This window comes from Shewanella sp. SM68, from assembly GCF_025653925.1.
In the GTDB taxonomy this organism is placed as follows: domain Bacteria; phylum Pseudomonadota; class Gammaproteobacteria; order Enterobacterales; family Shewanellaceae; genus Shewanella; species Shewanella oncorhynchi.
The window spans coordinates 15,896-39,620 of the sequence record NZ_JAKKRU010000009.1; the positions used below are offsets into that span (position 1 = coordinate 15,896).

Below are 23,725 nucleotides of genomic sequence, written 5' to 3' on the forward strand. Positions count from 1 at the left end.
TTATCCAGAATTCTTTAGATCACAAAAAGTAGATCACAAAAAATGAGGCCGCAATCGCGGCCTCATCAATGTATTAACCGCCAAGTTGCGGCGTCGGCTTAAGCGTTAGCGCGAATGCGGTGTAAATAATCTTGCTTAGTGAACTCACCCCAAGGTTGGCGTTGTCCGTCAAGCACGACTGCATCGATATCATCCGCGAGTTGACGCGCCGAGTTAAGCATAATCGAGAAATTCATTAGGGCGTCACCGTAGCAAGGCAAAGTCATGAAAAACACCACACCTTGGGTACTGAACTGCTCCATATTATCCGGATCAAACACGCCAGGCTTTAGCATATTCGCTATCGAGAACAATACTTTACCATTGCCAGCATTATCCACATGGCGATGGAAAATATTCATATCGCCATATTTAAAATTCAAGGTTAAGAAACAAGGTAGCAATTCGGCTCCGTTAAGCTGTAGACCCTCTTTAGCGACCACGTGTAATACCAGTACGTCGCGTGGTTCACCTAACTCATCTTCAGCGGCTTGTTCGACAACCTCTTCTTGATAGCTATCTTCTTTATATTCATTTTCGTCAAACAAGGCCGTTTGCTGCGGAGCTGCACTACGTAACGCATGTTCCTGCTCAGCCGCTTTTTGCGCGACGATAGCCGCATGAGATTGACCCATTGGCGGAGTTTGCGTGCTCACTTGAGTGTTCAAAACGGGCTCTTGACGCGAGACTTTCGGGCCACGGTGTTGCTCTTTTGCCACGGGTGGCTGCAAGCTAAAATCAGGCTGAGCTGTTACAGGCTCGTGTTTAGGGCCAACTTTCAACTCTGGTTTAAATTCTGCTGATTTAAACTCTTGTGGTTTAAATTCAGGCTTAGGTTCTAGCTTTACTTCCTGCTTCAAATAAGGATTGGTCGCAGGAGTTTCGTTGTTAGGTGCAAGTTCACCGGCTTTGCGCACGCGTACGGCGCCAATACCATCGGCATCAAACCCTTCTGAATCGATCCGCTTCGGACTCGGCTCACCTTTCTCAGCCTGTTTCTTATAAAAGTTGCTCATTGGGCTATCTTTCAATGACTTAGGCTGTTGTCTTCTGATAGACCAAAATCCATGCACCAGCACAGCAACTATGGCTATGGCGCCTAAAACGAACAATACTAGTTGCAAATCTTCCATTGGTTACCCTGTCTTTCTTCTAGTTATCCAGCGTCAGCCATCGCCACCGCTTGCTCTATGTCTACCGCAACTATACGAGACACACCGGGCTCGTGCATAGTCACGCCAATAAGTTGATCCGCCATTTCCATGGTTATTTTGTTATGGCTGATATAAATAAACTGTACGCTCTGTGACATTTCTTTTAGCAATCGACAGAAGCGTTCTACGTTGGCATCGTCTAATGGCGCATCCACTTCATCTAACATACAGAAGGGAGCAGGATTCAGCCTAAAAATGGCGAATACCAATGATAAAGCGGTTAATGCTTTTTCACCACCCGAAAGAAGATGGATTGTGCTGTTCTTCTTCCCCGGTGGTTGGGCCATGATAGTCACGCCCGTTTCTAGCAAATCGTCGTCAGTTAACGCTAAATAAGCTCGGCCGCCACCAAACACTTTCGGAAATAAGCGTCCGAGATCTTCGTTGACTGAGTCAAATGTCGTCTTAAAGCGGCTTCGGGTTTCCTTATCTATTTTACGGATCGCTTCCTCTAAGGTTGCAAGCCCTTTATTTAAATCGTCATCTTGATGATCAAGATAAGATTTTCGCTCACTTTGCTGTTCAAATTCTTCGATCGCCGCAAGGTTAATGGCACCTAAACGAACAATTTTCTGCCGTATTTGATCTAAATCACTCTGCCACTTGTCTGGCATCCCCTCTGCGGGCAAGTTTCCAAGGATTTCAGACAGAATGATTTGCTGTTCCTGCAAGGCTTCCAGCTGACTATTCGCTTGGCCTTTTATTCCTTCACGACGTAACTTTAACGTGCTCAGGCTTTGAGTCAAGTCCTCAAGCTTACCAAGCTCTTGTTTTTGCTTTATTCCTATACTGTTTAATGTGTCTGTGAGCACACTTTGCTGCTGACGAACCTCTTTTAAGCCCTGTTGTTGCTCATGTTGTTGCTTTAGTAACTGCGTTAACTGCTCAGTCAGCTGCACACTATTTTGCACCCCACTCAATTGGGCAACTTTGGCAAGTTCTGTTAACACAGACTCGCGGGAGTGGATGAGTTCATTGACACGCACTTGCTGTAATTCAATTTGCTCCGTGCTCACGGCCATGCGCATCGTCACGGCTTGCAAACCCGTCGCAGTGGCTGATAATTGACGTTCTACCTCAGTAATACGCCCTTTTAATGCTTGATGGCGCACACTATCAGCCTGTGTGTCTTGGATGAGTTGCCGCTGAATATCTTCACTAGCCTGCAGCGTCTCATCGAGCTCCATTTCTTGTTCTGCTAATAATTCGTATTGCTCGCTTAAGCGTTCAATATCAATCAAACTCGTACTTAAAGCCGCGTCGAGTTTACTTTGCTGTTCGACGCGCGCCTTCACTTGCTCGATTAAACCACTAAGCTGCATCGACTTAGTCGCTTTGTCTAACTGCCATTGATGTAATTTTTGCGCGCCATCGGTCAGTTGCAGTCTTTGTTGCTGCAAAATAGCCGCAAGATCTGTCATCTTGTCTTGCCGAATCTGCAGGGATTGTTGCAAATCGAGGATATTTTGCGCTAACTGAGCTTGCTCTTTACTGAGTTGCACCAGTGACTGGGCGCCCTCTGTTTTCGTGATTAAAAAACCTTGTCCCAGTAGATAACCGTCGGCAGTGACAATCCGTTGATCGGATGTTAGCTGTGGCAGCAGTTCTTTCGCTGCATGGATATCCTTTGCCCACTTAAGCCCCGCTAACCAAGGGGCGAGATTCACCTTAGCCTGTAAAAATTCACTTTGGCTTGATTGTGACGCTAACGCTTGAAACCCCATTTCAGTTTCAGTGACGCCAACGGGCAAGGTCAACAAGCCATTTAGGGCGAGTTCCGCCGCTGTTTCCCAACCATTTTCAACGGTTAAACTCTGCCATAACTGCGGTTTATCACTCTGCTGTTCTTGCTTAGTCAACCACTGTTCAACCAGCTCATGGCGCGCTTTAGTCGCGGTTAATTGCTGCTGAATGTGCTCAGCGCTATGACGGGCTTCATCTAAGGCTTGCGTACTTGCACTTACACTTTGTTCTTGCTGATGATTAATTTCATTTTGCAGTGTGAGCGCATCATCCAAAGACTCAATATCTTGCTGCAATGGTGTAATACTCGATGCGAGATCACCGTCCATTAACGCCGAAAGTTGCGCCTGCTGCTCACGACTTTGCTGCTGTTTGTGTTGCAGTAATTGCTGCTGATGCGCTAACTGGCTGCGACGTAGTTCAAGCTGCAACTTATGCTGAGAAACATCCGCTGCCTGTTGGCGCGCCACTTCGGCCTGCTGCTGACTGCGTTCTATGCTCATTTCCCATTGGGATTGCAGCTCATCCATGAGCTCTTGTTGCTCATCATGCTGTGGCCCAAGTTTGGCAAGCTCAAGCTCCAACGCGCTAAGACTCGCTTTATAGCCGTTAAGCTTGTCGGTATTTTGTTGGATATGCTCTTTGACTTGCGCCAACTGGGTTTCGAGCTGGGCGTCGCGCTGCTTTTGATTCTGTAGCTGTTGCTCTAACTTAGCGATTTCAGTACCAGTCAGATAATAGGCTTCAACGGCTCGCTGCTCTTGCTCCGCCAATTGCGCGAGTTGCACTTGCAGTTCAGTGGTTTGTAATTCATCTGTTTGCGCGAGTGACTGCGCCGCCGCTTGCTGTACTTCAATAGCACTTATCTGCTCAGATAGGCTCGCCATCTGAGCTTGCAACTCTTGATAGCGCATCACAAGGAGTTCAGCATGGGTCTTACGCTCGGCCTGTTTAAGCTCACGATATTGTTTAGCGGCTTTAGCCTGCTGCGCGAGTTTATCTAACTGCTTACCGAGTTCACTGCGAATATCGCCCAAACGCTCGAGGTTTTCGCGGGTATGGCGAATACGGTTTTCAGTTTCGCGCCGACGCTCTTTATAGCGGGAAATCCCAGCGGCTTCCTCAATAAAGGTGCGCAAATCTTGGGGTTTAGATTCAATCAGGCGGGAAATAGTGCCTTGCTCGATAATGGCATAACTGCGCGGGCCAAGACCTGTGCCCATAAACAAGTCGGTAATGTCTTTACGACGACACTTTTGACCATTGAGAAAATACCAAGACTCACCGTCGCGGCTCACCTGACGCTTAACGGCAATTTCTTCATAACTGGCATACTGACCCGCGAGGCGACCTTCTTTGTTTTCAAAAATAAGTTCAACACCCGCCACAGACACAGGTTTTCGCGCACTTGAACCGTTAAATATCACATCGGCCATAGAATCACCGCGTAGGTGCTTCGCCGAGCTTTCACCGAGCACCCAACGCACGGCATCGATCACGTTCGATTTACCGCAGCCATTTGGGCCAATAATGGCGGTTAATGCCTGTAAAAAAGGAATTTTCGTAGGATCGACAAACGACTTAAAGCCGGCAAGTTTTATCTGTTTTAATCTCATGGTGCCAGTTAGCGCGTCTCTGAAGTCTGGCCCGAAAATGAGCCAAGCGGTGCAAATGCATTCTGCTGGCAACTTTAACAAAGCAGGCAGCATTTTGTAACGCTTTTTATTGAATTCATGCGGCTTTTAGCTTGTCATCTGTCCATGAGTTGATCACAATCGCATATAGCTGTCGCTTAACTTTTTGGAAAAACGATATGACACAGAAAAAAACCTTGCCCTTCCCAGCCAAAAGTGGCGTTAATTATTTTCTCGATGGCTTTGGTTTAATCACACGTAAAGGCCTGCGCACTTTCGTATTTATTCCGCTAATGATTAACCTTCTGCTGTTTGCTGGCGTCATTTATGTAGCCATAGGCCAGTTAGATACGCTATTCACTTGGATGAATGCCCAGCTCCCTGAGTACTTAAGCTGGTTAAACTTTTTACTTTGGCCACTCGCCGTCACCACTATGCTGGTGATGCTTGCTTTTGTATTTAGCTCCGTCATGAACTGGCTCGCCGCCCCCTTTAATGGTCTGTTGGCTGAAAAAGTCGAGCAGTTGTTAACTGGTAAGCAGCTGAATACCGGTTCTGGTATTGATTTAATCAAAGACTTACCGCGTATCCTTGGGCGTGAGTGGATCAAACTCAAATACTATCTGCCCCGCGCACTGGTATTTTTGTTATTGTTTTTAGTGCCTATGGTAGGCCAGACGCTGGCGCCGATTTTATGGTTTCTGTTCAGCGCTTGGATGATGGCGATTCAGTACTGCGATTATACCTTCGATAACCACAAGGTCAGTTTTAAAGATATGCGCTTTGCCTTGAATCAAACCCGTGGCACCAGTTTTAGCTTTGGCGCCACTGTGACGCTATTTTCGATGATCCCCATAGTCAACTTTATCGTCATGCCAGTGGCGATTTGTGGCGCGACGGCCATGTGGGTCGATAAGTATCGTGAAGCGTATCGCAACCATGCCATCGCACCCGAGTAGTAACACCAGCAGTGCTGAGTCATGGCTCAGCACTGCTCCCCAATTTTTTTAGACCCAATAATCCAATCATGTTTCGCCTCGTTAAAATCAACGCAAACCTTGTAACAATTACTGGCTATTGTTAACTTCACATTTTCTGGCAAAATGCGCGCCACGAATGTGTTATTTGAGTCTTTTTTGTTGAAATCAATCTTAGCCATCATCTTATCTAGTCTTACTTTTCTACCTGTAACTTGTCTTGCTGGCTATGCCAGCCAATTTCAGTTAGCCATTCCAACACTTAACAGTGCTGCCAATATCGACGGTGAGTTGGACGATGCCATTTGGCAACAAGCCGCAGTCACAGAGCTCAAATACGAAACCCAACCAGGGGAAAACATTGCCGCATTAGTGAAAACCGAGGCGCGAGTCTATGCGACTAAAACCAGTCTTTTTGTGGCATTTACTGCCAAAGACATTAATCCCAAACTCATTCGCGCCACACTCAAGGACAGAGACAAGCTGTGGAGTGATGATTTAGTCGGAATTAAACTCGATACTTTTAATAATGCCCGTTTAGCATACCAATTTTTTATTAATCCCCTTGGCGTGCAATTAGACTCAATTGAAAACGAACTAACGGGTGAAGAAAGCGAAGCATGGGATGGTATTTGGAAATCCGCAGGCAAAATCACCGCCGATGGCTATCAGGTCGAAGTCGAGTTACCACTGAGACTGTTCAACTTTGACGACAAGAAAAGCCTGCAAGAATGGGGCTTTGAGTTAATTCGTTATTATCCACGCAATGAAAAACATCGCCTATCGACCCATAAGATTGACCGTAATACGAGTTGTCAACTTTGTCAGTTAGGTGTGGCTTCTGGCTTGGCGGGGGCAGAACAAGGACAGGATGTACAAATCACCCCGACTTTTATCGCCAACCGTAACGAACATAAACAGGCGGATGGCTGGGAAGCTGATAACAATCTCGAGCCAGGTGTAGACTTGCGCTGGGGCATTAATTCCAGCACCTTACTCAATGCCACCATTAATCCCGATTTTTCCCAAGTGGAATCCGATGCTGGCCAGCTCGATGTGAACAGCACTTTCTCCTTGTTCTATGATGAGAAACGGCCGTTCTTTTTGGATAATAAAGACTATTTCGACACACAGGTGAATCTGCTGCACACCCGCAATATTGTTGCACCTGACTATGGTATCAAACTGACAAGTAAGAGCGATGATCACACCTTAGCTCTGCTAGCGAGTAACGATAGCCAAACCACGTTTTTGGTACCGGGAAATTTAAGCTCAGAGGTTGCCTCGCTTGATCAAGAAAGTTTGAACCTTGCGGGACGTTATCGTTTCGACATGAGCAAAACCTTCTCCATCGGCGGATTACTTACCGCGAAAACAAGCAGTGACAACACTCACAATGGTACAACAAATAACCCGCACTATGAGATCAACAGCCAACCCGATTACCACAACTATGTCATTAGTCTGGATGCGAAATATCAACCAACACCACAGGACAGTTTCACTGCACAAGTGGCCCAATCGGATACTCAATACCCCACGGGAGTCTATCGTCAATTTTGTACTGATACTGAAAATGACCCTAGTAATGGGTTGCCCTGTGGCCAATCTCAGCTTGATTGCGAACTCGGTCACTGCCAACTCAACGAACAAGTATTACGTAGCAAATCTGATAGCCGCTTTGGCGGTAATTTATATCAGTTAACCTTTAAACACGAAGAGCGAAATTGGTTTGCTTACAGTGAATACAATGCCGTTGATCCCGATTTTCGTGCCGATTTAGGCTTTGTCGAAAAAATCGATTACCGCACCTTTGAGGCTGGTGCGGGTTTGATTTGGTATCCTACGGGCACCTTTAACAAGGTGGAATTAGCGGGAGATTGGGATATCACTCATAACCAAGCAGGCGAACAACTTGAAGAAGAGTATGAAGCCTACATCGAAATCCTCGGCGCATTACAAAGCGAAATCACCTTTGGTGTAGAAACCCGTGAACGTGTGGGCCCTCGCCGCGATGCTTCACTGTTCACTATCGCCGGAAATAGTCAACTATATGATGAAACCCAAGTGTGGTTTTATGGCACAGTAACCCCGTTATCGCCCCTGAGTATGGAGCTTGAAATGTACTACGGCGATGAAATTGATTTTATCAATGATAGGCTGGGCACTAAAACGCAAATGAACCCGAGTATCAATTGGAAAATTGCTAATGGACTTTCTATCGATATATCCCATCTTTATCAGCAAATGGATGTGGAACAAGGTGCGCTTTTTACCGCTAATCTGAGCGATGTACGCCTCAACTGGCAATTCAGTCTACACAGTTTTATTCGCCTTTCTAGCATTTACACCCGGATAAATCGCAATGTGGCGCAGTATTTATATTCGGCGCCGCAGAGTGAGGAAGCGCATTTAGGCAATGAGCTCCTCTACGGTTATAAACTCAATCCGCAGAGTGTGTTCTACCTCGGATACTCTGATAGTTTGCAGGCTAATGATGAGTTAAGCCGCCTGACGCGGGACGAGAAAACCTACTTTATGAAGTTAAGTTACGCATGGCTGCTATAAACAATCATTGCCTTAAACAGAAAGCAACTTAGGCAAACAACTGACATAAAAAAGCCCACATCTTCCTCGATGTGGGCTTTTTATTATGACGGTGAGAATCTTAGACCTTCTGCAGAATAACACTGCCAATAGAATATCCTGCGCCAAACGAACTCAATAAACCTAAATCGCCAGTCTTAAAGTCACCGGAAAACTTGTGAAATGCAATAACAGAACCCGCGGAAGCCGTATTGGCGTATTCATCTAACACCACGGGCGCTTGTTCAGCTGACACATCATCCCCTAACAGCTTTCTCACCACGAACTGATTCATGTTGATGTTGGCTTGATGTAACCATAAACGTTTGAAGGACTGTGGCGTTAACGCTTGTTCGGCCAGATGTTCATCCAAATGTTGATAAATCATCGGCAACAGCTCTTTAAATACCTTGCGCCCTTGTTGGTGGAATAACTTATCGGCTTGATGGGCCGCACTCGGATCGCAGCGGTTCAAAAAGCCAAAATTACTACGAATATTGTTCGAGTAATCGGTAAAACAGCGGCTTGAGAGGATCTTAAACACATGGTCAGACTGGGCTAAGCTTTGTTCTTCCAGTACCAGAGCCGTCGCCACATCACCGAAGATAAAATGGCTGTCACGGTCGCGATAATTCACCTGTGCCGAGCAAATTTCAGGGTTGATCACTAGCACTCTTGAGGCAGAACCCGTAGCAATGGCATTAGCCGCGGCGACAATTGCAAACGTCGCCGATGAACACGCTACCTGCATGTCGTAACCATAACCCCGCGTACCCAGTGCACGTTGAATTTCAATCGCCATAGCAGGATACGCACGCTGAGTATAAGCACAGGCAACAATCACTAAGTCAATTTGCTCAGCCTTGAGATTGGCATTCTTTAGTGCCATCAAGGCAGCTTCAAGGCCAATCTCGGCCTGCATCGATAATTCGTCACTACTGCGCTCAGGAATCAACGGCATCATGACTTCGGGATCCAGAATGCCCTCTTTCACCATCACATATCTGTGCTTGATGCCTGAGGCTTTTTCAATAAACTCGCTCGATGAATAGGACAAAGCCGCAACATGGCCTTGCTCAATTAAGCCTGCATTTTCAAGATTGAAAATATCCACATAAGCATTGAAGCTCTCAACTAAGGCTTCATTGGAAATACTGTGGGGCGGCGTAAATAGGCCACTCCCCGAAATGACGACCTGTTTCATAAATGCTCCAAACGGGTACTGGTTGTAAGGTGAGCAGAGGATGCATCATCACTCGTAAGCACAGGTGCTAACTCATTTTGCCCCTGCGCTTGTTGCTCTAATCGTTGCTTTTTATGCATTTGCACTAAGTCTATCACGACTGTTGAAGATATTTTATCTTGGATCCCCTGCCGATTGGCATCCCAAAATATTTGCATAAAGCCAAGTAAGCCTGTGGTAAAGCCTGCGGCATAGCCACCATAACGGCCAAACGCGGCCCATAAACTGATGTTGGCACCATCGAGCTGGATCACCCGAATGCCCAGCATCTTCTTACCTAAGGTTTGACCATCAAATCGTGCAGTAAAGACGGTAAAGTAAAACGCTGCCCACCCAAAACCCAGCCCCATATCACTCAGAAAGCCTTTAACCCAAGCGACAACACTATGGCTTGTAGCTTCATCAACGGTTCTGAGGCGAGAATATTGCGAAGAGCTCACATTCACTGCATCAGCCACCGCGCTTTGCGGCTGTACATCCGGCGAAATAGCTTGAATAGGCTGAAGTGGCTCAGGCGGATAATCTGTTGTCGCCAACTCAACAGGAAGCGTAATAACAGGCCATAAGCTGCCATTAAGCACTTCCGCCTGTAACTTTTCACTGTCTATGGCAGGCAAACTACTGTTGGCTATGGTTGCTAGCACTATTTCACGTTGATCATTTTCTGTCATACCCTTTGATCCTGAAGCGCTTTTTATCGCTTCATGTAGGGATTGAACTTGAGTTTTACCACAAGCATAATTATTGCACTGGCTCAACGACATCAATGCTGGTAGTGACGTAATGATTTGTTCACCTAATGCCAATTGTTGCTCTACTCCCTCACTGCTTTTAACGTCTGTTCCATTAAAATCAAACAGATTATTGGCGGTTGTCAGCAACATAAAAACCAACATCAGGGCATAAAGTCCCCACTTTAATAAACGACCAAACTTACGACTGCGCTTTTCAATCCAGATAATACTGACCACCAGCAAGACAAACATCCAATCCATCTGCTCAGCTAACACAGTGATCAGCAAACCATCAATCAGTATGGCTAACATCCGCTTCAACGGTGTCGCCAATGGGGTATATAACACGGCTGCTGCAATGGTAAATGCCTTTGGTGTTACCATCGTTTTTGGATCTTTACCCAGATCCATTTGTTGCTGCTTCATCTTTGCGCTTGTCCGATACGAGTGATAGGCTAGTTTTACGATTGAGACATCAAGAAGTTATCCCTGTTAATGCCACAATCTTTTTTATGTTAGCAAGAGGTTAACACAGTTAAACTGGCTGCCAATCAGGGTTTGCGAATAACAGCACACCCTTTAATAACCAAATCGAATAAAGAAGAACAAACAATCACTTCTAAAAGCGCCACAGCAGATTATGATTCAGTAGTGCCAACATAGGAGCAAGCAATCCATGAGCAAAATTTTCGAAGATAATTCATATACTATTGGTAATACACCGCTAGTACGTTTAAACCGTGTTAGCCAAGGTAAAGTGCTGGCCAAAGTCGAAGCCCGTAACCCAAGTTTCAGTGTTAAATGCCGTATCGGTGCCAATATGATTTGGGATGCCGAGAAGAAAGGTCTATTAACAAAAAATCACGAGCTGATTGAGCCTACATCAGGCAACACAGGTATTGCATTAGCGTATGTTGCCGCGGCCCGTGGCTATAAACTGACCCTGACCATGCCAAATACCATGAGTTTAGAGCGTCGTAAGCTACTCAAAGCCCTAGGTGCAACTCTCGTGCTGACTGAAGGCGCGAAAGGCATGAAAGGTGCGATTGATAAAGCGGAAGAAATTCGCCAATCGGCTCCTGAAAAATACATTTTATTGCAGCAGTTTAATAACCCTGCTAACCCGGAAATCCATGAAAAAACCACAGGTCCAGAAATCTGGAATGATACCGATGGTGAAGTGGATGTGTTTGTTGCTGGTGTAGGTACTGGCGGTACAATTACTGGTGTAAGCCGTTACTTGAAAAAAGTGGCCGGTAAAACCATCACCTCTGTGGCGGTTGAGCCAGCAGATTCTCCTGTTATAGCTCAAACCTTAGCGGGTTTACCTGTGCAACCAGGGCCGCATAAAATCCAAGGTATTGGTGCTGGCTTTATCCCAGGTAACTTAGATTTAGAATTGATTGACCGTGTTGAAGCTGTAACTAACGATGAAGCCATCGACATGGCCCGCCGCTTAATGCAAGAAGAAGGCATTTTAGTGGGTATTTCATCGGGTGCCGCCGTTGTCGCCGCAAACCGCATCGCTGAGTTGCCAGAGTTTGCAGGCAAAACCATTGTGGTGATTTTACCATCGGCAGCCGAGCGTTACCTATCTTCAGTCTTGTTCCAAGGCCAATTCGGCGACGAAGAAAACGTTCAATAAACGACGTTTTATCGTCCTTAAAATACCCAGCTTTGGCTGGGTATTTTTATTTATGGCATTCCATTATTTAGATCTCGATTACAGAGCATAAACAAGTTACTGCTCAAGTTTGGATACAGCTCATAGTTCTTCGTATCTCAACTGGCTTTCACGGCTAACTTGGTTATAAAGAACGGACCCGCTCGCCAATTCATTCCTTTTTATGTCTTTTTACCGAACACCAAGTAATATCAGCGCCTTCAATGCGAAGTTTGAAGCTCAAAAAATTGCCTTTGGCCCCATCAGCTTTCAAGTCGCCCACTGCCTACTCAAATTCGATGTGCTAGCCCAAATAGATAAAGCGGCCGAGCATGGGATCACTGCCGCCGAGCTAAGCCAATCGACACCACTGAGCGAGTACGCCCTTGGAGTCTTGCTGGATATGGGGCTCAGTATGGGTCTCGTTTGGCAAAATGAAAATGGCTATGTGCTCGACAAAACTGGGCACTTTTTACTCCATGACGACATGGCAGCCATCAATCTTAACTTTGTGCAGGATGTTTGCTATCAAGGCCTTTTTAACCTTGATACCGCGCTACTCGAAGGCAAGGCCGCAGGACTTAAGGTGTTCGGTGACTGGAATACCATCTACCCTGCCTTAAAAGATCTACCACCCAAAGCGAAACAGAGCTGGTTTGCCTTCGATCATTACTATTCGGATCATGCCTTTCCACAGCTTCTGCCATTAGTGTTTGCCCATAAGCCAAGCCATTTAGTGGATATAGGCGGCAATACGGGAAAATGGGCACTGAGCTGCTGTGATTATGACGCAAGCGTTGAAGTCACGATTATGGATTTTCCGGGGCAACTAGAGGTAGCCACACAAAATGCACTCGCACGAGGTTTTGCAGCACGCGTGCATACCTTTGCCACCGATCTGCTGGACGACTCACTACCCTTTGTCGAAGGCGCCGATACTTACTGGATGAGTCAATTTCTGGATTGCTTCTCAAAAAGCCAAATCCTGAGCATTTTACAACGCACGGCAAAGGCAATGACATCAAGCAGCCAACTCTTTATCGTCGAAACCTTTTGGGATAGACAGCCATCGGCCGCCTCCGCCTATTGCGTAAATGCCACTAGCCTCTATTTCAGCGCCATGGCCAATGGCAACAGCCGCATGTATCACTCTAAGGATTTATTGGCCCAGCTTCACCAAGCGGGACTGTATGTGGATGAAGATACAGACAATCTTGGCCTAGGGCACACGCTACTGCGTTGTAAACTCAAACCTTAAGTTTAATAGCAACATCAAAGTAAACAAAACTTATGCAATGAATAAAATTAATCAAATTTATTTATCATTGATACCCGCAGTACACTAAATACATCAAAACAGCGCCCTAAAAAAGCGATGTTAAGCATTGTCAGTATTGAGAGGTATTCAAAATGACTTCAAAACGCAAACGCTGGACATCCCACGCAGCTAAACTTCCCAGCCCTATGGCTGGGTTGGCACTGGCAATTGCCAGCTTAGGTTGGACATGGGAGAACATGACACCTTCACTTAATGGCGCAGGACAACTCACAGGGGCCATCATAGCCTCTGTGTTACTGTTATTGCTCATGGGTAAATTCATGCTTCATCCTAATATTTTAAAGGACGAGCTAAGCCACCCAGTGATTGGTAGTGTGATCCCCACCTTCGCCATGGGCTTGATGGTGGTGTCTAAATCACTCGGCGATTATTTCCCCCATGCAGGCTTAACTCTGTGGCTAGTCGCCATTGGTATCCATGTGATCTTCCTAAGCGCGTTTATCTACTTTCGCGCCATCGATTTTAAACTCGAGCACATGGTTCCAAGCTGGTTTGTACCACCGATTGGCATTATCGTCGCGGCGGTGTCTTTCCCTGTGTCTGATTACCAATGGTTAGCAAACGCCATTTTGGTTTTTGGAATGTTAGCCTACTTAATCATGCTGCCTTTGATGCTCTATCGCCTCATTTTCTGTCAGACGATACCTGATGCCGCTAAACCAACCATTGCCATTCTTGCAGCTCCCGCCAGTTTATCACTCGCGGGCTATCTGACTGTTTGTGAGCAGGCATCAATTCCCTTAGTCGCCTTACTACTGAGTATCGCCATTCTGATGACCAGCATCATCTACTTGGCCTTCTTTCACCTACTAAAACTGCCCTTTAGCCCAGGCTACGCAGCCTTTACCTTCCCTATGGTGATCGGTGCAACCGCCCTCTTTAAAACCGCAGCTTGGTTAACGCAGTTCAATAACATGGGTGAGTTAGCGATATGGATAAAATACTTAGCAGAATTCGAACTGGTAATCGCCACCTTAGTGGTTGCCTATGTCGCCCTACGTTATTTAGGACACTACTTTCCACTGCAATTTAACGTGGTAGAGCACAAATCAGTTCTAAATAGCAAATAAACAGAACAGCTTTTTGTAAAAATCATTAACCATACAAATGAATTGTTCACTCAAAAAACTAAACAATAAACCGAAATTGAAGTGAATAGATATTCACTTAAATTTTATATTTAAACAGTCAAAATTAAATAATCAGAAATAGCATTTGATTAGTTTTTACTCTTTACAACATTTCATTCCATAATTTTACTTCTAGCTTCCTGACGCGGTGTAAAAATATCACCATACAAAATTAAACCGCATGAAAACCCTTATTGATAACACTCCTCAATCATCCAATCTAAAATATATGGAATGACAAACCATATCGTTATTAATTTTTACTTTTTCACATAAAATAGTTTCAAACTATTATTGAAAACAACAAAATTAAAACACAATAAAACAAAAAAATAGCAACAATAAAAAAACACAAAGAACCAATAATAAAAACAAAAAGCCAAATAAAAAACAAAACCCTCAGATTAAAACCTTATCTGCCACCGATTACACACACACCCTACTTATATCTGCATTTTAAAAAGAGAGTAAATAACAAATTTTAAACAAAACTCCAGCATGACCAATGTTGCACTTGTTATTTTCTTGTGGTTATATCCTGAACTCAATTAAATGAGAGCTTAATTCTTTACATAAGTAACCATTTAAGAAAAATAAAAAATAAACATACAACATGTGTTAAGGGAGAATAAAATGCGTGCAAATTCTACATTAGCCAAAGCCGTTCGCTTTGCATTAATAAGCGGAGCAGCTACTGCCGCGTTAACCACTTCGATAGTATATGCAGCTGAAGATGGTGCCAAAGTTGAACGTATTGAAGTAACAGGTTCACGTATTAAGCGTACCGATATGGAAACCGCAACCCCAGTTACAGTACTAAGTGCTGATGATATGGCAAAACAAGGTTTTACTAACGTACAAGATGCATTGCAGAGCCTGACTTCAACAACAGGAGCAATGACAACTCAATCAGTACATGGTTTTACACCAGCTGCGTCATCAATCAGTTTACGTAATGCGGGTGCAAGCAGAACGCTAACATTGATTAACGGTAAACGTCTCAACCAATATCCTAAACCAGCAGGTGGTACAGACAACTTTGTTGATACCGCAAACTTACCAATGGAAGCTGTTGCTCGTATTGAGATATTACAATCTGGTGGTTCAGCAATTTATGGTGCAGATGCTGTTGGTGGCGTAGTAAACATTATTTTAAAAAGAGATTTTGATGGCGTCGCATTAAAATATCGACATGGTGATACTACTGAAGGCGGTGGTGGAAGCGATCGAATTGCGCTATCTCTGGGTTCATCTTCCGAACGTGGTAACGTCTCAACCTTCATCGAATTTACTGATACTGAGCGTTTGAATGCAACTGATAGAGCTGTTTTTGGATTAGATACAGACAAAGTACCTTATAGTAAATATTCACAATACAGCTCATATGGGGCTGGCATTACAGGTAAAAAACCTGCTGGTGGAACAACACCAAAAGGCCAACGTGTCCTAACTGCGAGTGAATGCGAAGCGGGCGGTTTTCTTTGGACAGGTAGCGCATGTGGCTTTGATCGCTCAAAGTGGCGCGATCTATCACCAGAAAGCACTCGTTTTATCAGTTCAACGAACTTTAACTATGAACTTGCAGATAATTTGAACTTTGTAGGACGTCTTGATTTTGCAGAAGCAAAATCAACAACACGTATCGAACCTATGGGTATCGATAACTACACAGTCAATGTTGCAGGAGACAAAGTAACTTTAGGCGTTGATTTAGATGATTCACTGACAAAGACATTCGACAAGAATACAGGTCTTGGTGGAGATTTTAAAAATGCCGAAAATGGTGACTACAACTATATTCGTCGTTTGCACGAATTCGGCAACCGCGCAGGAGAAACAAGTACCCGTAACTATTTCTTCACCGCGGGCTTGGAAGGCGTGATCGCTGATGATTATAGTTGGGATACATCCGTAAATTACGGCCGTACTAATGTGGATGTATTCAATAGTGGCTTTGCGACTGTGGGTGGATTATTTAATTATCTAGCTCAAGGCACTGACGGTAAATCACTGCTTGCGCCAATCAGCACAAATGATGTCAGCGGTATAGCGTACACTCCGTTTGAAAAAGCTCAATCAACTCAAAAAAATATTCAAGCAAATATCACAGGTCCAGCATTTGAACTGCCAGCAGGTTCAGCTGACTTTGCTTTTGGGGCAGAATATACCACTCAAGACTACTCATCAGAATCTGACTCAGAATCTGTTAAAGGCAATATTCTAAGCCGTGGTGGTTCATCAGGTGCTGGTGAGCGTTCATACTGGGCAACCTATATGGAATTAAAGCTTCCAGTTCTTGAGGACTTAACACTTGATGCGGCCTTACGTTATGACCGATATGATGATTTCGGTGGAAATTTGTCGCCTCAATTAACCGTGGAGTATCGTCCACTTGATGAATTATTAGTTCGTGGCTCTATCAGTAAAGTGTTCCGCGCACCAGATATGCATCGCGTATATGGAGATGCAACTAAAGCATATAGCAATATCATTGATTTTAAACAGTGCCAAGCTCTAGGTGGAACTCCATCTCAGAAAAATCCAGATCCAACACTGAACAAAATCTGTAATGAACTCAATATTGATATCACTACTGGTGCTAACAAAGATCTTAGCGCTGAAACAGGCTATACAGCCAACATAGGTGCTGTATATGGTGGCGATAGCTTAAATGCTTCACTCGATATTTGGGAGTGGAAACTGGATGACATGGTAAGTGACATCTCTGCAAGCAAAGCTGCTCGTGAATATGAAACTTATGCAAACATGATCACCCGTGACGCATTAGGTACTATTACTCACATTAATACCGTCGCACAAAACCTTGCTTATCAGAAAGTTCGTGGTATTGACTTAACCACTGGTTACGGATGGGATGTCGCTGACTTTGGTGAGTTAAAACTAAACTTTAATGGTACTTATATTCTTCTTTCTGAAGGACAAACAGATCCTACAGCAGCAATTGATGATGACATCGATGATGGTGGTTTACCGCAATATAAAGCCAATATCATTTTAGGTTGGTATATAAACGATTTTGAAACAACTTTAGGTGCTTACCACACAGCAAGAATGCATGGTGTTGGATATAAATCGTTTAAAAAAGCTGCATTAGATAAAGGTTTGGCATTCGATGAAAGTGCAAACGAAATTGCATCACAAACGAAGTGGAACTTAACATCGGCTTATAACATCACAGACGCAATTAAAGTGACTGGCGGTGTAATGAACTTATTTAATGCTGGACCAAACTTTGATCCAACAGATACAGCCTGGCCACACTATAACCGTTCATCATATGATGCGCGTGGTCGTGAATGGTTTATCGAAGGCGAAGTTAAATTCTAATATGGTGTTGATTAGTTAGAACCTAATCAAAAAACGGCATCTTCGGATGCCGTTTTTATTTACTTCATCATTTACACATCATAGAAAACCGACATAAAAAAGTGCCCAGCTACCTGCTGGGCACTTTCACTTCAGACTGATAATTAAAGACGTTTTAGGAATGTTTAGTCAGCTTAATCTCACTCTGATGCTGAGATTTTTCAGCATGTGAATGTGGTGCAGAAAAGTGTTCATGATGAGCTTTATGTGGTTCAGCCAAGGTGACTTTACCCTGCTCTATCCACCAATAACCTAAACCAACAATCACACCGCCACCGACAATATTGCCTAAGGTTACTGGTATTAAATTATTGAATATAAAGTTTGCCACGGTTAAATCGGCAAATTGTGCTTGAGTTACCCCTAAAGACACGAAGAACTCTGGGCTGGCGATTGATTGGATCATCATGCCCATAGGCACCATAAACAGGTTAGCGATACTGTGTTCAAAGCCACTACTAACGAACATAGCCACAGGTAAAATTAACAGTAACGATTTCGTCAGTACATCACGACTAGCAAAGGTCATCCACACACCTAAACACACCAACATGTTACATAAAATGCCTAAACTAAAGGCTTGAATCCAAGTATGGTGCAGTTTGTGCTGTGCCACTTTAAGGGCATTTAATCCCCAATTACCACCATCGAGATCATACATACCTGCGGCAGTGATCAAGCAAACCATCAACATGGCGCCGACAAAATTGCCAGCATATACGCGGCACCAACATTTGAGTAATTCAGCGCCAGTAACCTGTTTTTGTGCCCAGGCGACGGTACTGAGCACAGAACTGGTGAACAGTTCTCCACCGCAAACAACCACTAAAATTAAACCTAAACTAAAGGCTATTCCGCCAACGAAACGAACTAAACCCCAAGACGCATCGCCTGCGCCAGTGGTTACGGTTAAATAAAAAACAAAGGCTAAAGCGATAAATGCGCCAGCAAACACGGCTAAGCCAAAGGACTGCCAAGGTGCTTTAACCACTTTGCTTGTCCCGTAAATTTCAGCCTGATTGTAACAACTAAAATGAGCTGAAACCTGTGGCGCTTCATGTGCGCTGTTTGTCACAGTTGGAACTGATGACGATGGATTTGGGCTTTTCATTGCATAACTCCAACTTCAGATAAACAAACTTGAACGCGTAGCATAGGTATCTCCAGCAGCGCCATTGCGCAGATAATACGAATCAAAACCGAGATAATGATTTGCTTAAATGATGATTCACTAAAGTCTCGCTTTGTATCATACAACGCGCTTATGCTGTGAAGCAGATATTGCTAAAGCGTGATGCTATTCACACCCAAAATGTGAAAACTTTGAAGCCAAAAACACAAAAGGTTAATTGGTCTTACCATGACAGCCCGATTTTCATCGCGAGAATGTGGCTTAATTAAGATGGTATACAATGCATATCCTGCACGTTTCCATCTCATATTTAGCGAACTAACGCTTAAATTAATGCGCTATAGATTCAAGCAAACCTCAGCAATGACACATTAAATGACCAATAGCTTGATGCGTGTATCTCGGTATTCATTAAATTGAACCCACTATAACCCATACTTTAGCATTTACAGTTTAGTCCAACAGCAAGTAACAAGTTGCCTGCATCATAGCAAACTACTGTATTTAGCCACTCTTTAACCCTTCCTGAATGATTTAAGCATTGCATGCTTTATTTGATGGCGTTATGACATGCCATCTCCTAAATCGACACTAAGTTAGCAAATAAAAATAAATTAATACAAATAGCTAACATCAAACTTATTTTTAATATCATAACCACCGCGCCTACTATGACAGCTCCCATTATCGAGCCGTGACTCCCACCAATCAAAATCAGCCTATACGAGGATAGATTTATCCTCGCTAAAGGTGGACAGTAAATGGGAACAATATAGGCAGGCTGATTTAAGAGATAATGGGGTTCAGATGTCACACCAACTTAAAAAGCGTGCCGTATTCCCTATTGTGGTAAAAAAATGCTACCTAGCTAGCAAATTTGGGATTAACAGAGCATAAACCAAGCCGTTTAAGATGCGATAGCGACAGACCTATGTTAATATGCCTATGGACAATTGGTCTTACCAATTATAAAGATTTATCAGTAGCCGATAATCAAAGTAAGCGAATATTTGTCATCTTATCGGGTATCAATAGACAGACTTTTGGAGTGACGAGCGCTTCAAAATCCAGTTCCCATCATAGGGCGTCATCATGAAGGGAGCTTTATTTCAGGAATTAGCTATTGGCTTATACTCAGCATTGCTTAACGCTGATCGCCAATAACCTTTTATCTCAACCAGAAGGTATTAGTACGATGACCGACAAAACTGAACTGTTTGCCAACGCATGGGAAGGCTTTACTCCTGGCGATTGGAAATCTGAAGTCAATGTACGTGACTTTATCCAACAAAACTACGCGCCTTTTGAAGGCGACGAATCCTTCCTCGCTGGTGCAACCGAAGCGACCACAAAATTGTGGGATAAAGTCATGGAAGGCATCAAACAGGAAAACCGTACCCACGCGCCTGTTGATTTCGACACTAAGATGGTTTCAACCATCACTTCCCACGACGCTGGCTATATCAACAAAGAATTAGAAACTATCGTTGGCTTACAAACAGATGCGCCGCTAAAACGCGCTATGTTGCCTAACGGTGGTATTCGTATGGTGGAAAGCTCATGCGCCGCCTACGATCGTGTACTGGATGAAGATGTTAAATACGTTTATTCAGAACTGCGCAAAACCCATAACCAAGGTGTGTTCGATGTTTACACCCCCGAAATTATGGCCTGTCGTAAATCAGGTATTTTAACGGGCTTACCCGATGCCTATGGCCGTGGCCGTATCATTGGTGACTATCGCCGTGTGGCACTTTACGGTATCGATTACCTGATGAAAGATAAGTTTGCCCAATTTAGCTCACTGCAAGCGCAGTTCGAAGCGGGTGAAGAGTTATCTAACGTTATCCAATTACGTGAAGAAATTGCCGAGCAACACCGTGCATTAGGCCAAATGAAGAAAATGGCTGCCAAGTATGGCTTCGATATTTCTCGTCCAGCGACCAATGCACAAGAAGCGATCCAATGGACTTACTTCGGCTATTTAGCTGCAGTGAAGAGCCAAAACGGCGCTGCCATGTCATTAGGTCGTACCTCTTCATTCCTCGACATCTATATTGAACGTGATCTGAAAAATGGCACCTTAACTGAGCAACAAGCTCAGGAAATGGTTGACCATTTCGTGATGAAATTGCGTATGGTGCGTTTCCTACGTACCCCTGAATACGACGAATTGTTCTCAGGCGACCCAATTTGGGCAACGGAGTCAATCGGCGGTATGGGCTTAGATGGCCGTACGTTAGTGACGAAATCAAGCTTCCGTTTCTTGAACACCCTTTACACTATGGGTCCAAGTCCAGAGCCAAACATCACAGTATTATGGTCAGATAAACTGCCAATCGGTTTCAAAAAATATTGCGCCAAAGTGTCTATCGACACTAGCTCAATCCAATACGAAAACGATGACTTAATGCGTCCAGATTTCCAATCAGACGACTATGCAATCGCCTGTTGTGTGAGCCCTATGGTTGTGGGTAAACACATGCAGTTCTTCGGTGCTCGCGCTAACTTAGCGAAAACCATGCTGTATGCGATTAACGGCGGCGTAGACGAAAAACTGAAAATCCAGATTGCCCCTAAAGCAGACATGATCACAGACGAAGTGCTCAACTTTGATGACGTGATGAATCGCTTAGACGGTTTAATGGATTGGTTAGCGACTCAATATGTCACTGCACTGAACTCAATCCACTACATGCATGATAAGTACTCTTACGAAGCCGCGCTTATGGCGCTGCACGACAGAGACGTACGTCGCACTATGGCTTGTGGTATTGCGGGTTTATCTATCGCAGCCGACTCACTGTCTGCCATCAAATACGCCACCGTAAAACCGGTTCGTGATGAAAACGGCATAGCAGTTGATTTCGATATCAGCGGTGACTATCCAAAATTTGGTAACAACGACCCACGTGTTGATGATATAGCCTGTGACTTAGTTGAACGTTTTATGGCGAAAATTCGTGACCGTAAAATGTATCGCAATGCGATCCCAACGCAGTCAATTCTGACCATCACCTCAAACGTGGTTTATGGTAAGAAAACCGGTAACACACCCGATGGTCGTCGTTCAGGTGCGCCATTTGCACCGGGTGCAAACCCTATGCATGGCCGTGATGAAAAAGGCGCAATCGCTTCTTTAACCTCAGTGGCAAAACTCCCATTTGCCCACGCTCAAGACGGTATTTCTTATACCTTCTCAATCGTGCCAAATGCGCTGGGTAAAGATGATGATGCTCGCCGTACCAACTTAGCGGCATTGATGGACGGATACTTCGACCACAATGACAAAAAAGAAGGTGGCCAACACTTGAACGTCAACGTGATGAACCGCGAAATGCTCGAAGATGCCGTTAAGCATCCAGACAAGTATCCACAGCTGACCATCCGTGTTTCTGGCTATGCAGTGCGCTTTAACTCACTGACACCAGAACAGCAACAAGATGTGATCACGCGTACATTCACAAAAGGTCTGTAAGCTAAATTAGTCAAGGCTGTAGTACACTGTGCTACAGCCTCACTTATTTTAACAGGAGTCACAATGGCAGTTATCGGTCGGATCCACTCGGTGGAATCCTTTGGCACAGTAGATGGTCCCGGCATACGGTTTATCACCTTTATGCAGGGCTGTTTAATGCGCTGCCAATATTGCCACAACCGTGACACTTGGGATCTTGATGGTGGAAAAGAAGTTCTGGTCGATGAGTTAATGAGTCAAATCATCAGCTATCGGCCTTTTCTCGATGCCAGCAATGGTGGTGTTACGGCCAGTGGTGGTGAAGCCATTTTACAGGCCGAATTTGTCGCCGAATTATTCACGGCTTGTCAGCAAGAAGGTATTCATACCTGTTTAGATACCAATGGTTTTGTACGTAAGTACACGCCAGTGATTGATGAGTTGCTCGACCACACTGACTTGGTCCTGCTCGACATCAAGCACATGGACGATGAAAAACATATTGAGTTAACTAAAGTCAGCAACCATAGAACATTACAGTTTGCGCAGTATTTGGCAGAGCGTAATCAAGCGACGTGGATACGTTATGTCGTAGTGGGCGGATTTACCGACGATGAAGCATCGGCATTACAACTGGCCGAGTTTATCAAGCCCATGAAAAACATTGAAAAGGTAGAGTTACTACCCTATCACGAATTAGGTAAACATAAGTGGGAAGCCATGGGCGAAAGCTATCAACTCGATGGGATATCCCCCCCGAGTCGAGAAACCATGGAAAAGATCAAAGCGGTATTTGTCCAACAAGGGATTAACGCGATTTATTAATCCACAGTAATAGAAAAGCCAAAACGGATAACCGCGGCAACGGCCTAAAGTTCTTCCCAATAACTGGCATCTAAACGCTCAAAGGCTATTTTTAAAATCAGTGCCATATCGAGGTAACAGGCTTTAGCGCCTAACGTGTGGCAATTGATACCCATGGATGACAACTTCGCACTCAACTGGTTAATCCAGTCGAACAGCGTTAACGGTAATGGATGGCGAGCTCGCCAGCCTAACCACAGCAGCCCCTGTAACGGTAAGCTGATGAAAAATAAACCGAGAGTGACAGCTTGGGGCAGAAATGCCCAACCGTGAATATACAGCTGGCTCATGCTCACAAAAATCGCCAGCACTGGCATCACCAGTATGGCGAGCTGAGTTGCTCGGACGACCCGATACTCAGGAAAATAAAAACCCAGTTGTCTAACCATAGGCCAAGTCTTCATATACTGATGACCATCACCTAAGGTTTTGAGGATCTTAATGCTCAATCTTAGACACCAACTACAATGGAATACTGCTCTTACCATAGCACAATCTGGCGAATCGCCCCAAGACTGATATGGTAAAAACACCGCAGTTCCTCATTATTTAGAATCGTTATATTAAACACAATGGCAAAGGG

The 23,725-nt window shown here is 44.5% G+C and carries 14 protein-coding genes; 8 read left to right on the forward strand and 6 right to left on the reverse strand.

The window, feature by feature from the left end:
• Positions 1-98 precede the first annotated feature (98 nt).
• Both zipA and L5M40_RS14750 read right to left on the reverse strand, forming a co-directional pair.
• A complete protein-coding gene (gene zipA / locus L5M40_RS14745; RefSeq protein ID WP_113940764.1) occupies positions 99-1,172 on the reverse strand; it encodes a cell division protein ZipA in 1,074 nt (357 codons plus the stop codon).
• Between the two features lie 23 nt (positions 1,173-1,195).
• On the reverse strand, positions 1,196-4,612 hold the full coding sequence (locus L5M40_RS14750; RefSeq protein WP_263146359.1) for a chromosome segregation protein SMC: 3,417 nt from the start codon (positions 4,610-4,612) through the stop codon (positions 1,196-1,198).
• A gap of 197 nt (positions 4,613-4,809) precedes the next feature.
• On the opposite strand from L5M40_RS14750, the gene cysZ reads away from it, so the two are divergent.
• Both cysZ and L5M40_RS14760 read left to right on the forward strand, forming a co-directional pair.
• Positions 4,810-5,589 carry a sulfate transporter CysZ gene (gene cysZ / locus L5M40_RS14755; RefSeq protein WP_263175578.1) on the forward strand — a complete coding sequence of 260 codons (780 nt, stop codon included), beginning with the start codon at positions 4,810-4,812 and terminating at the stop codon, positions 5,587-5,589.
• A gap of 144 nt (positions 5,590-5,733) precedes the next feature.
• A complete protein-coding gene (locus tag L5M40_RS14760; RefSeq protein ID WP_411568999.1) occupies positions 5,734-8,175 on the forward strand; it encodes a DUF5916 domain-containing protein in 2,442 nt (813 codons plus the stop codon).
• Between the two features lie 100 nt (positions 8,176-8,275).
• On the opposite strand, the gene L5M40_RS14765 is transcribed toward L5M40_RS14760, so the two are convergent.
• Entirely contained in the window at positions 8,276-9,397 is a 1,122-nt protein-coding gene (locus L5M40_RS14765) for a beta-ketoacyl-ACP synthase III (RefSeq protein WP_028760965.1), read from the reverse strand.
• Positions 9,394-10,596 carry an RDD family protein gene (locus L5M40_RS14770; protein WP_263175580.1) on the reverse strand — a complete coding sequence of 401 codons (1,203 nt, stop codon included), beginning with the start codon at positions 10,594-10,596 and terminating at the stop codon, positions 9,394-9,396. Before L5M40_RS14770 ends, L5M40_RS14765 begins: the two co-directional genes overlap by 4 nt.
• 250 nt (positions 10,597-10,846) lie before the next feature.
• Between L5M40_RS14770 and cysK the strand changes: the two genes are divergently transcribed.
• From cysK to L5M40_RS14790, 4 genes are all read left to right on the forward strand, one after another.
• Positions 10,847-11,815, forward strand: a complete 969-nt coding sequence (cysK, locus tag L5M40_RS14775) for a cysteine synthase A (protein WP_113940761.1) — start codon at positions 10,847-10,849, stop codon at positions 11,813-11,815.
• A gap of 202 nt (positions 11,816-12,017) precedes the next feature.
• Complete coding sequence (locus L5M40_RS14780; protein WP_263175581.1) at positions 12,018-13,091, forward strand: methyltransferase; 1,074 nt, start codon at positions 12,018-12,020, stop codon at positions 13,089-13,091.
• Between the two features lie 152 nt (positions 13,092-13,243).
• Positions 13,244-14,242, forward strand: a complete 999-nt coding sequence (locus tag L5M40_RS14785) for a TDT family transporter (RefSeq protein ID WP_173244152.1) — start codon at positions 13,244-13,246, stop codon at positions 14,240-14,242.
• A gap of 693 nt (positions 14,243-14,935) precedes the next feature.
• The gene (locus tag L5M40_RS14790; protein WP_113940758.1) at positions 14,936-17,650 is read left to right on the forward strand and encodes a TonB-dependent receptor plug domain-containing protein; all 2,715 of its coding nucleotides are present in this window, start codon (positions 14,936-14,938) and stop codon (positions 17,648-17,650) included.
• A gap of 154 nt (positions 17,651-17,804) precedes the next feature.
• Here L5M40_RS14790 and focA read toward each other — a convergent pair whose 3' ends face one another.
• Positions 17,805-18,800 (reverse strand): formate transporter FocA, encoded by a 996-nt coding sequence (gene focA, locus L5M40_RS14795; protein WP_028760971.1) that lies wholly within the window; start codon positions 18,798-18,800, stop codon positions 17,805-17,807.
• 1,216 nt (positions 18,801-20,016) lie between these two features.
• Here focA and pflB point away from each other — a divergent pair.
• A complete protein-coding gene (pflB, locus tag L5M40_RS14800) occupies positions 20,017-22,299 on the forward strand; it encodes a formate C-acetyltransferase (protein WP_028760972.1) in 2,283 nt (760 codons plus the stop codon).
• Positions 22,300-22,362: 63 nt separating this feature from the next.
• The gene (gene pflA / locus L5M40_RS14805; protein WP_105252135.1) at positions 22,363-23,103 is read left to right on the forward strand and encodes a pyruvate formate lyase 1-activating protein; all 741 of its coding nucleotides are present in this window, start codon (positions 22,363-22,365) and stop codon (positions 23,101-23,103) included.
• A gap of 44 nt (positions 23,104-23,147) precedes the next feature.
• Here the strand turns inward: pflA and yfbV are convergent, their stop codons facing one another.
• On the reverse strand, positions 23,148-23,591 hold the full coding sequence (gene yfbV, locus L5M40_RS14810) for a terminus macrodomain insulation protein YfbV (RefSeq protein ID WP_081729091.1): 444 nt from the start codon (positions 23,589-23,591) through the stop codon (positions 23,148-23,150).
• Positions 23,592-23,725 lie beyond the last annotated feature (134 nt).

What these genes read in the sequence shown, in the direction of transcription:
- zipA (WP_113940764.1), bottom strand. Translation starts at nt 1,172, where the DNA reads ATGGAAGATTTGCAACTAGTATTGTTCGTTTTAGGCGCCATAGCCATA.
- L5M40_RS14750 (WP_263146359.1), bottom strand. Translation starts at nt 4,612, where the DNA reads ATGAGATTAAAACAGATAAAACTTGCCGGCTTTAAGTCGTTTGTCGAT.
- cysZ (WP_263175578.1), top strand. Translation starts at nt 4,810, where the DNA reads ATGACACAGAAAAAAACCTTGCCCTTCCCAGCCAAAAGTGGCGTTAAT.
- L5M40_RS14760 (WP_411568999.1), top strand. Translation starts at nt 5,734, where the DNA reads ATGCGCGCCACGAATGTGTTATTTGAGTCTTTTTTGTTGAAATCAATC.
- L5M40_RS14765 (WP_028760965.1), bottom strand. Translation starts at nt 9,397, where the DNA reads ATGAAACAGGTCGTCATTTCGGGGAGTGGCCTATTTACGCCGCCCCAC.
- L5M40_RS14770 (WP_263175580.1), bottom strand. Translation starts at nt 10,596, where the DNA reads ATGAAGCAGCAACAAATGGATCTGGGTAAAGATCCAAAAACGATGGTA.
- cysK (WP_113940761.1), top strand. Translation starts at nt 10,847, where the DNA reads ATGAGCAAAATTTTCGAAGATAATTCATATACTATTGGTAATACACCG.
- L5M40_RS14780 (WP_263175581.1), top strand. Translation starts at nt 12,018, where the DNA reads ATGTCTTTTTACCGAACACCAAGTAATATCAGCGCCTTCAATGCGAAG.
- L5M40_RS14785 (WP_173244152.1), top strand. Translation starts at nt 13,244, where the DNA reads ATGACTTCAAAACGCAAACGCTGGACATCCCACGCAGCTAAACTTCCC.
- L5M40_RS14790 (WP_113940758.1), top strand. Translation starts at nt 14,936, where the DNA reads ATGCGTGCAAATTCTACATTAGCCAAAGCCGTTCGCTTTGCATTAATA.
- focA (WP_028760971.1), bottom strand. Translation starts at nt 18,800, where the DNA reads ATGAAAAGCCCAAATCCATCGTCATCAGTTCCAACTGTGACAAACAGC.
- pflB (WP_028760972.1), top strand. Translation starts at nt 20,017, where the DNA reads ATGACCGACAAAACTGAACTGTTTGCCAACGCATGGGAAGGCTTTACT.
- pflA (WP_105252135.1), top strand. Translation starts at nt 22,363, where the DNA reads ATGGCAGTTATCGGTCGGATCCACTCGGTGGAATCCTTTGGCACAGTA.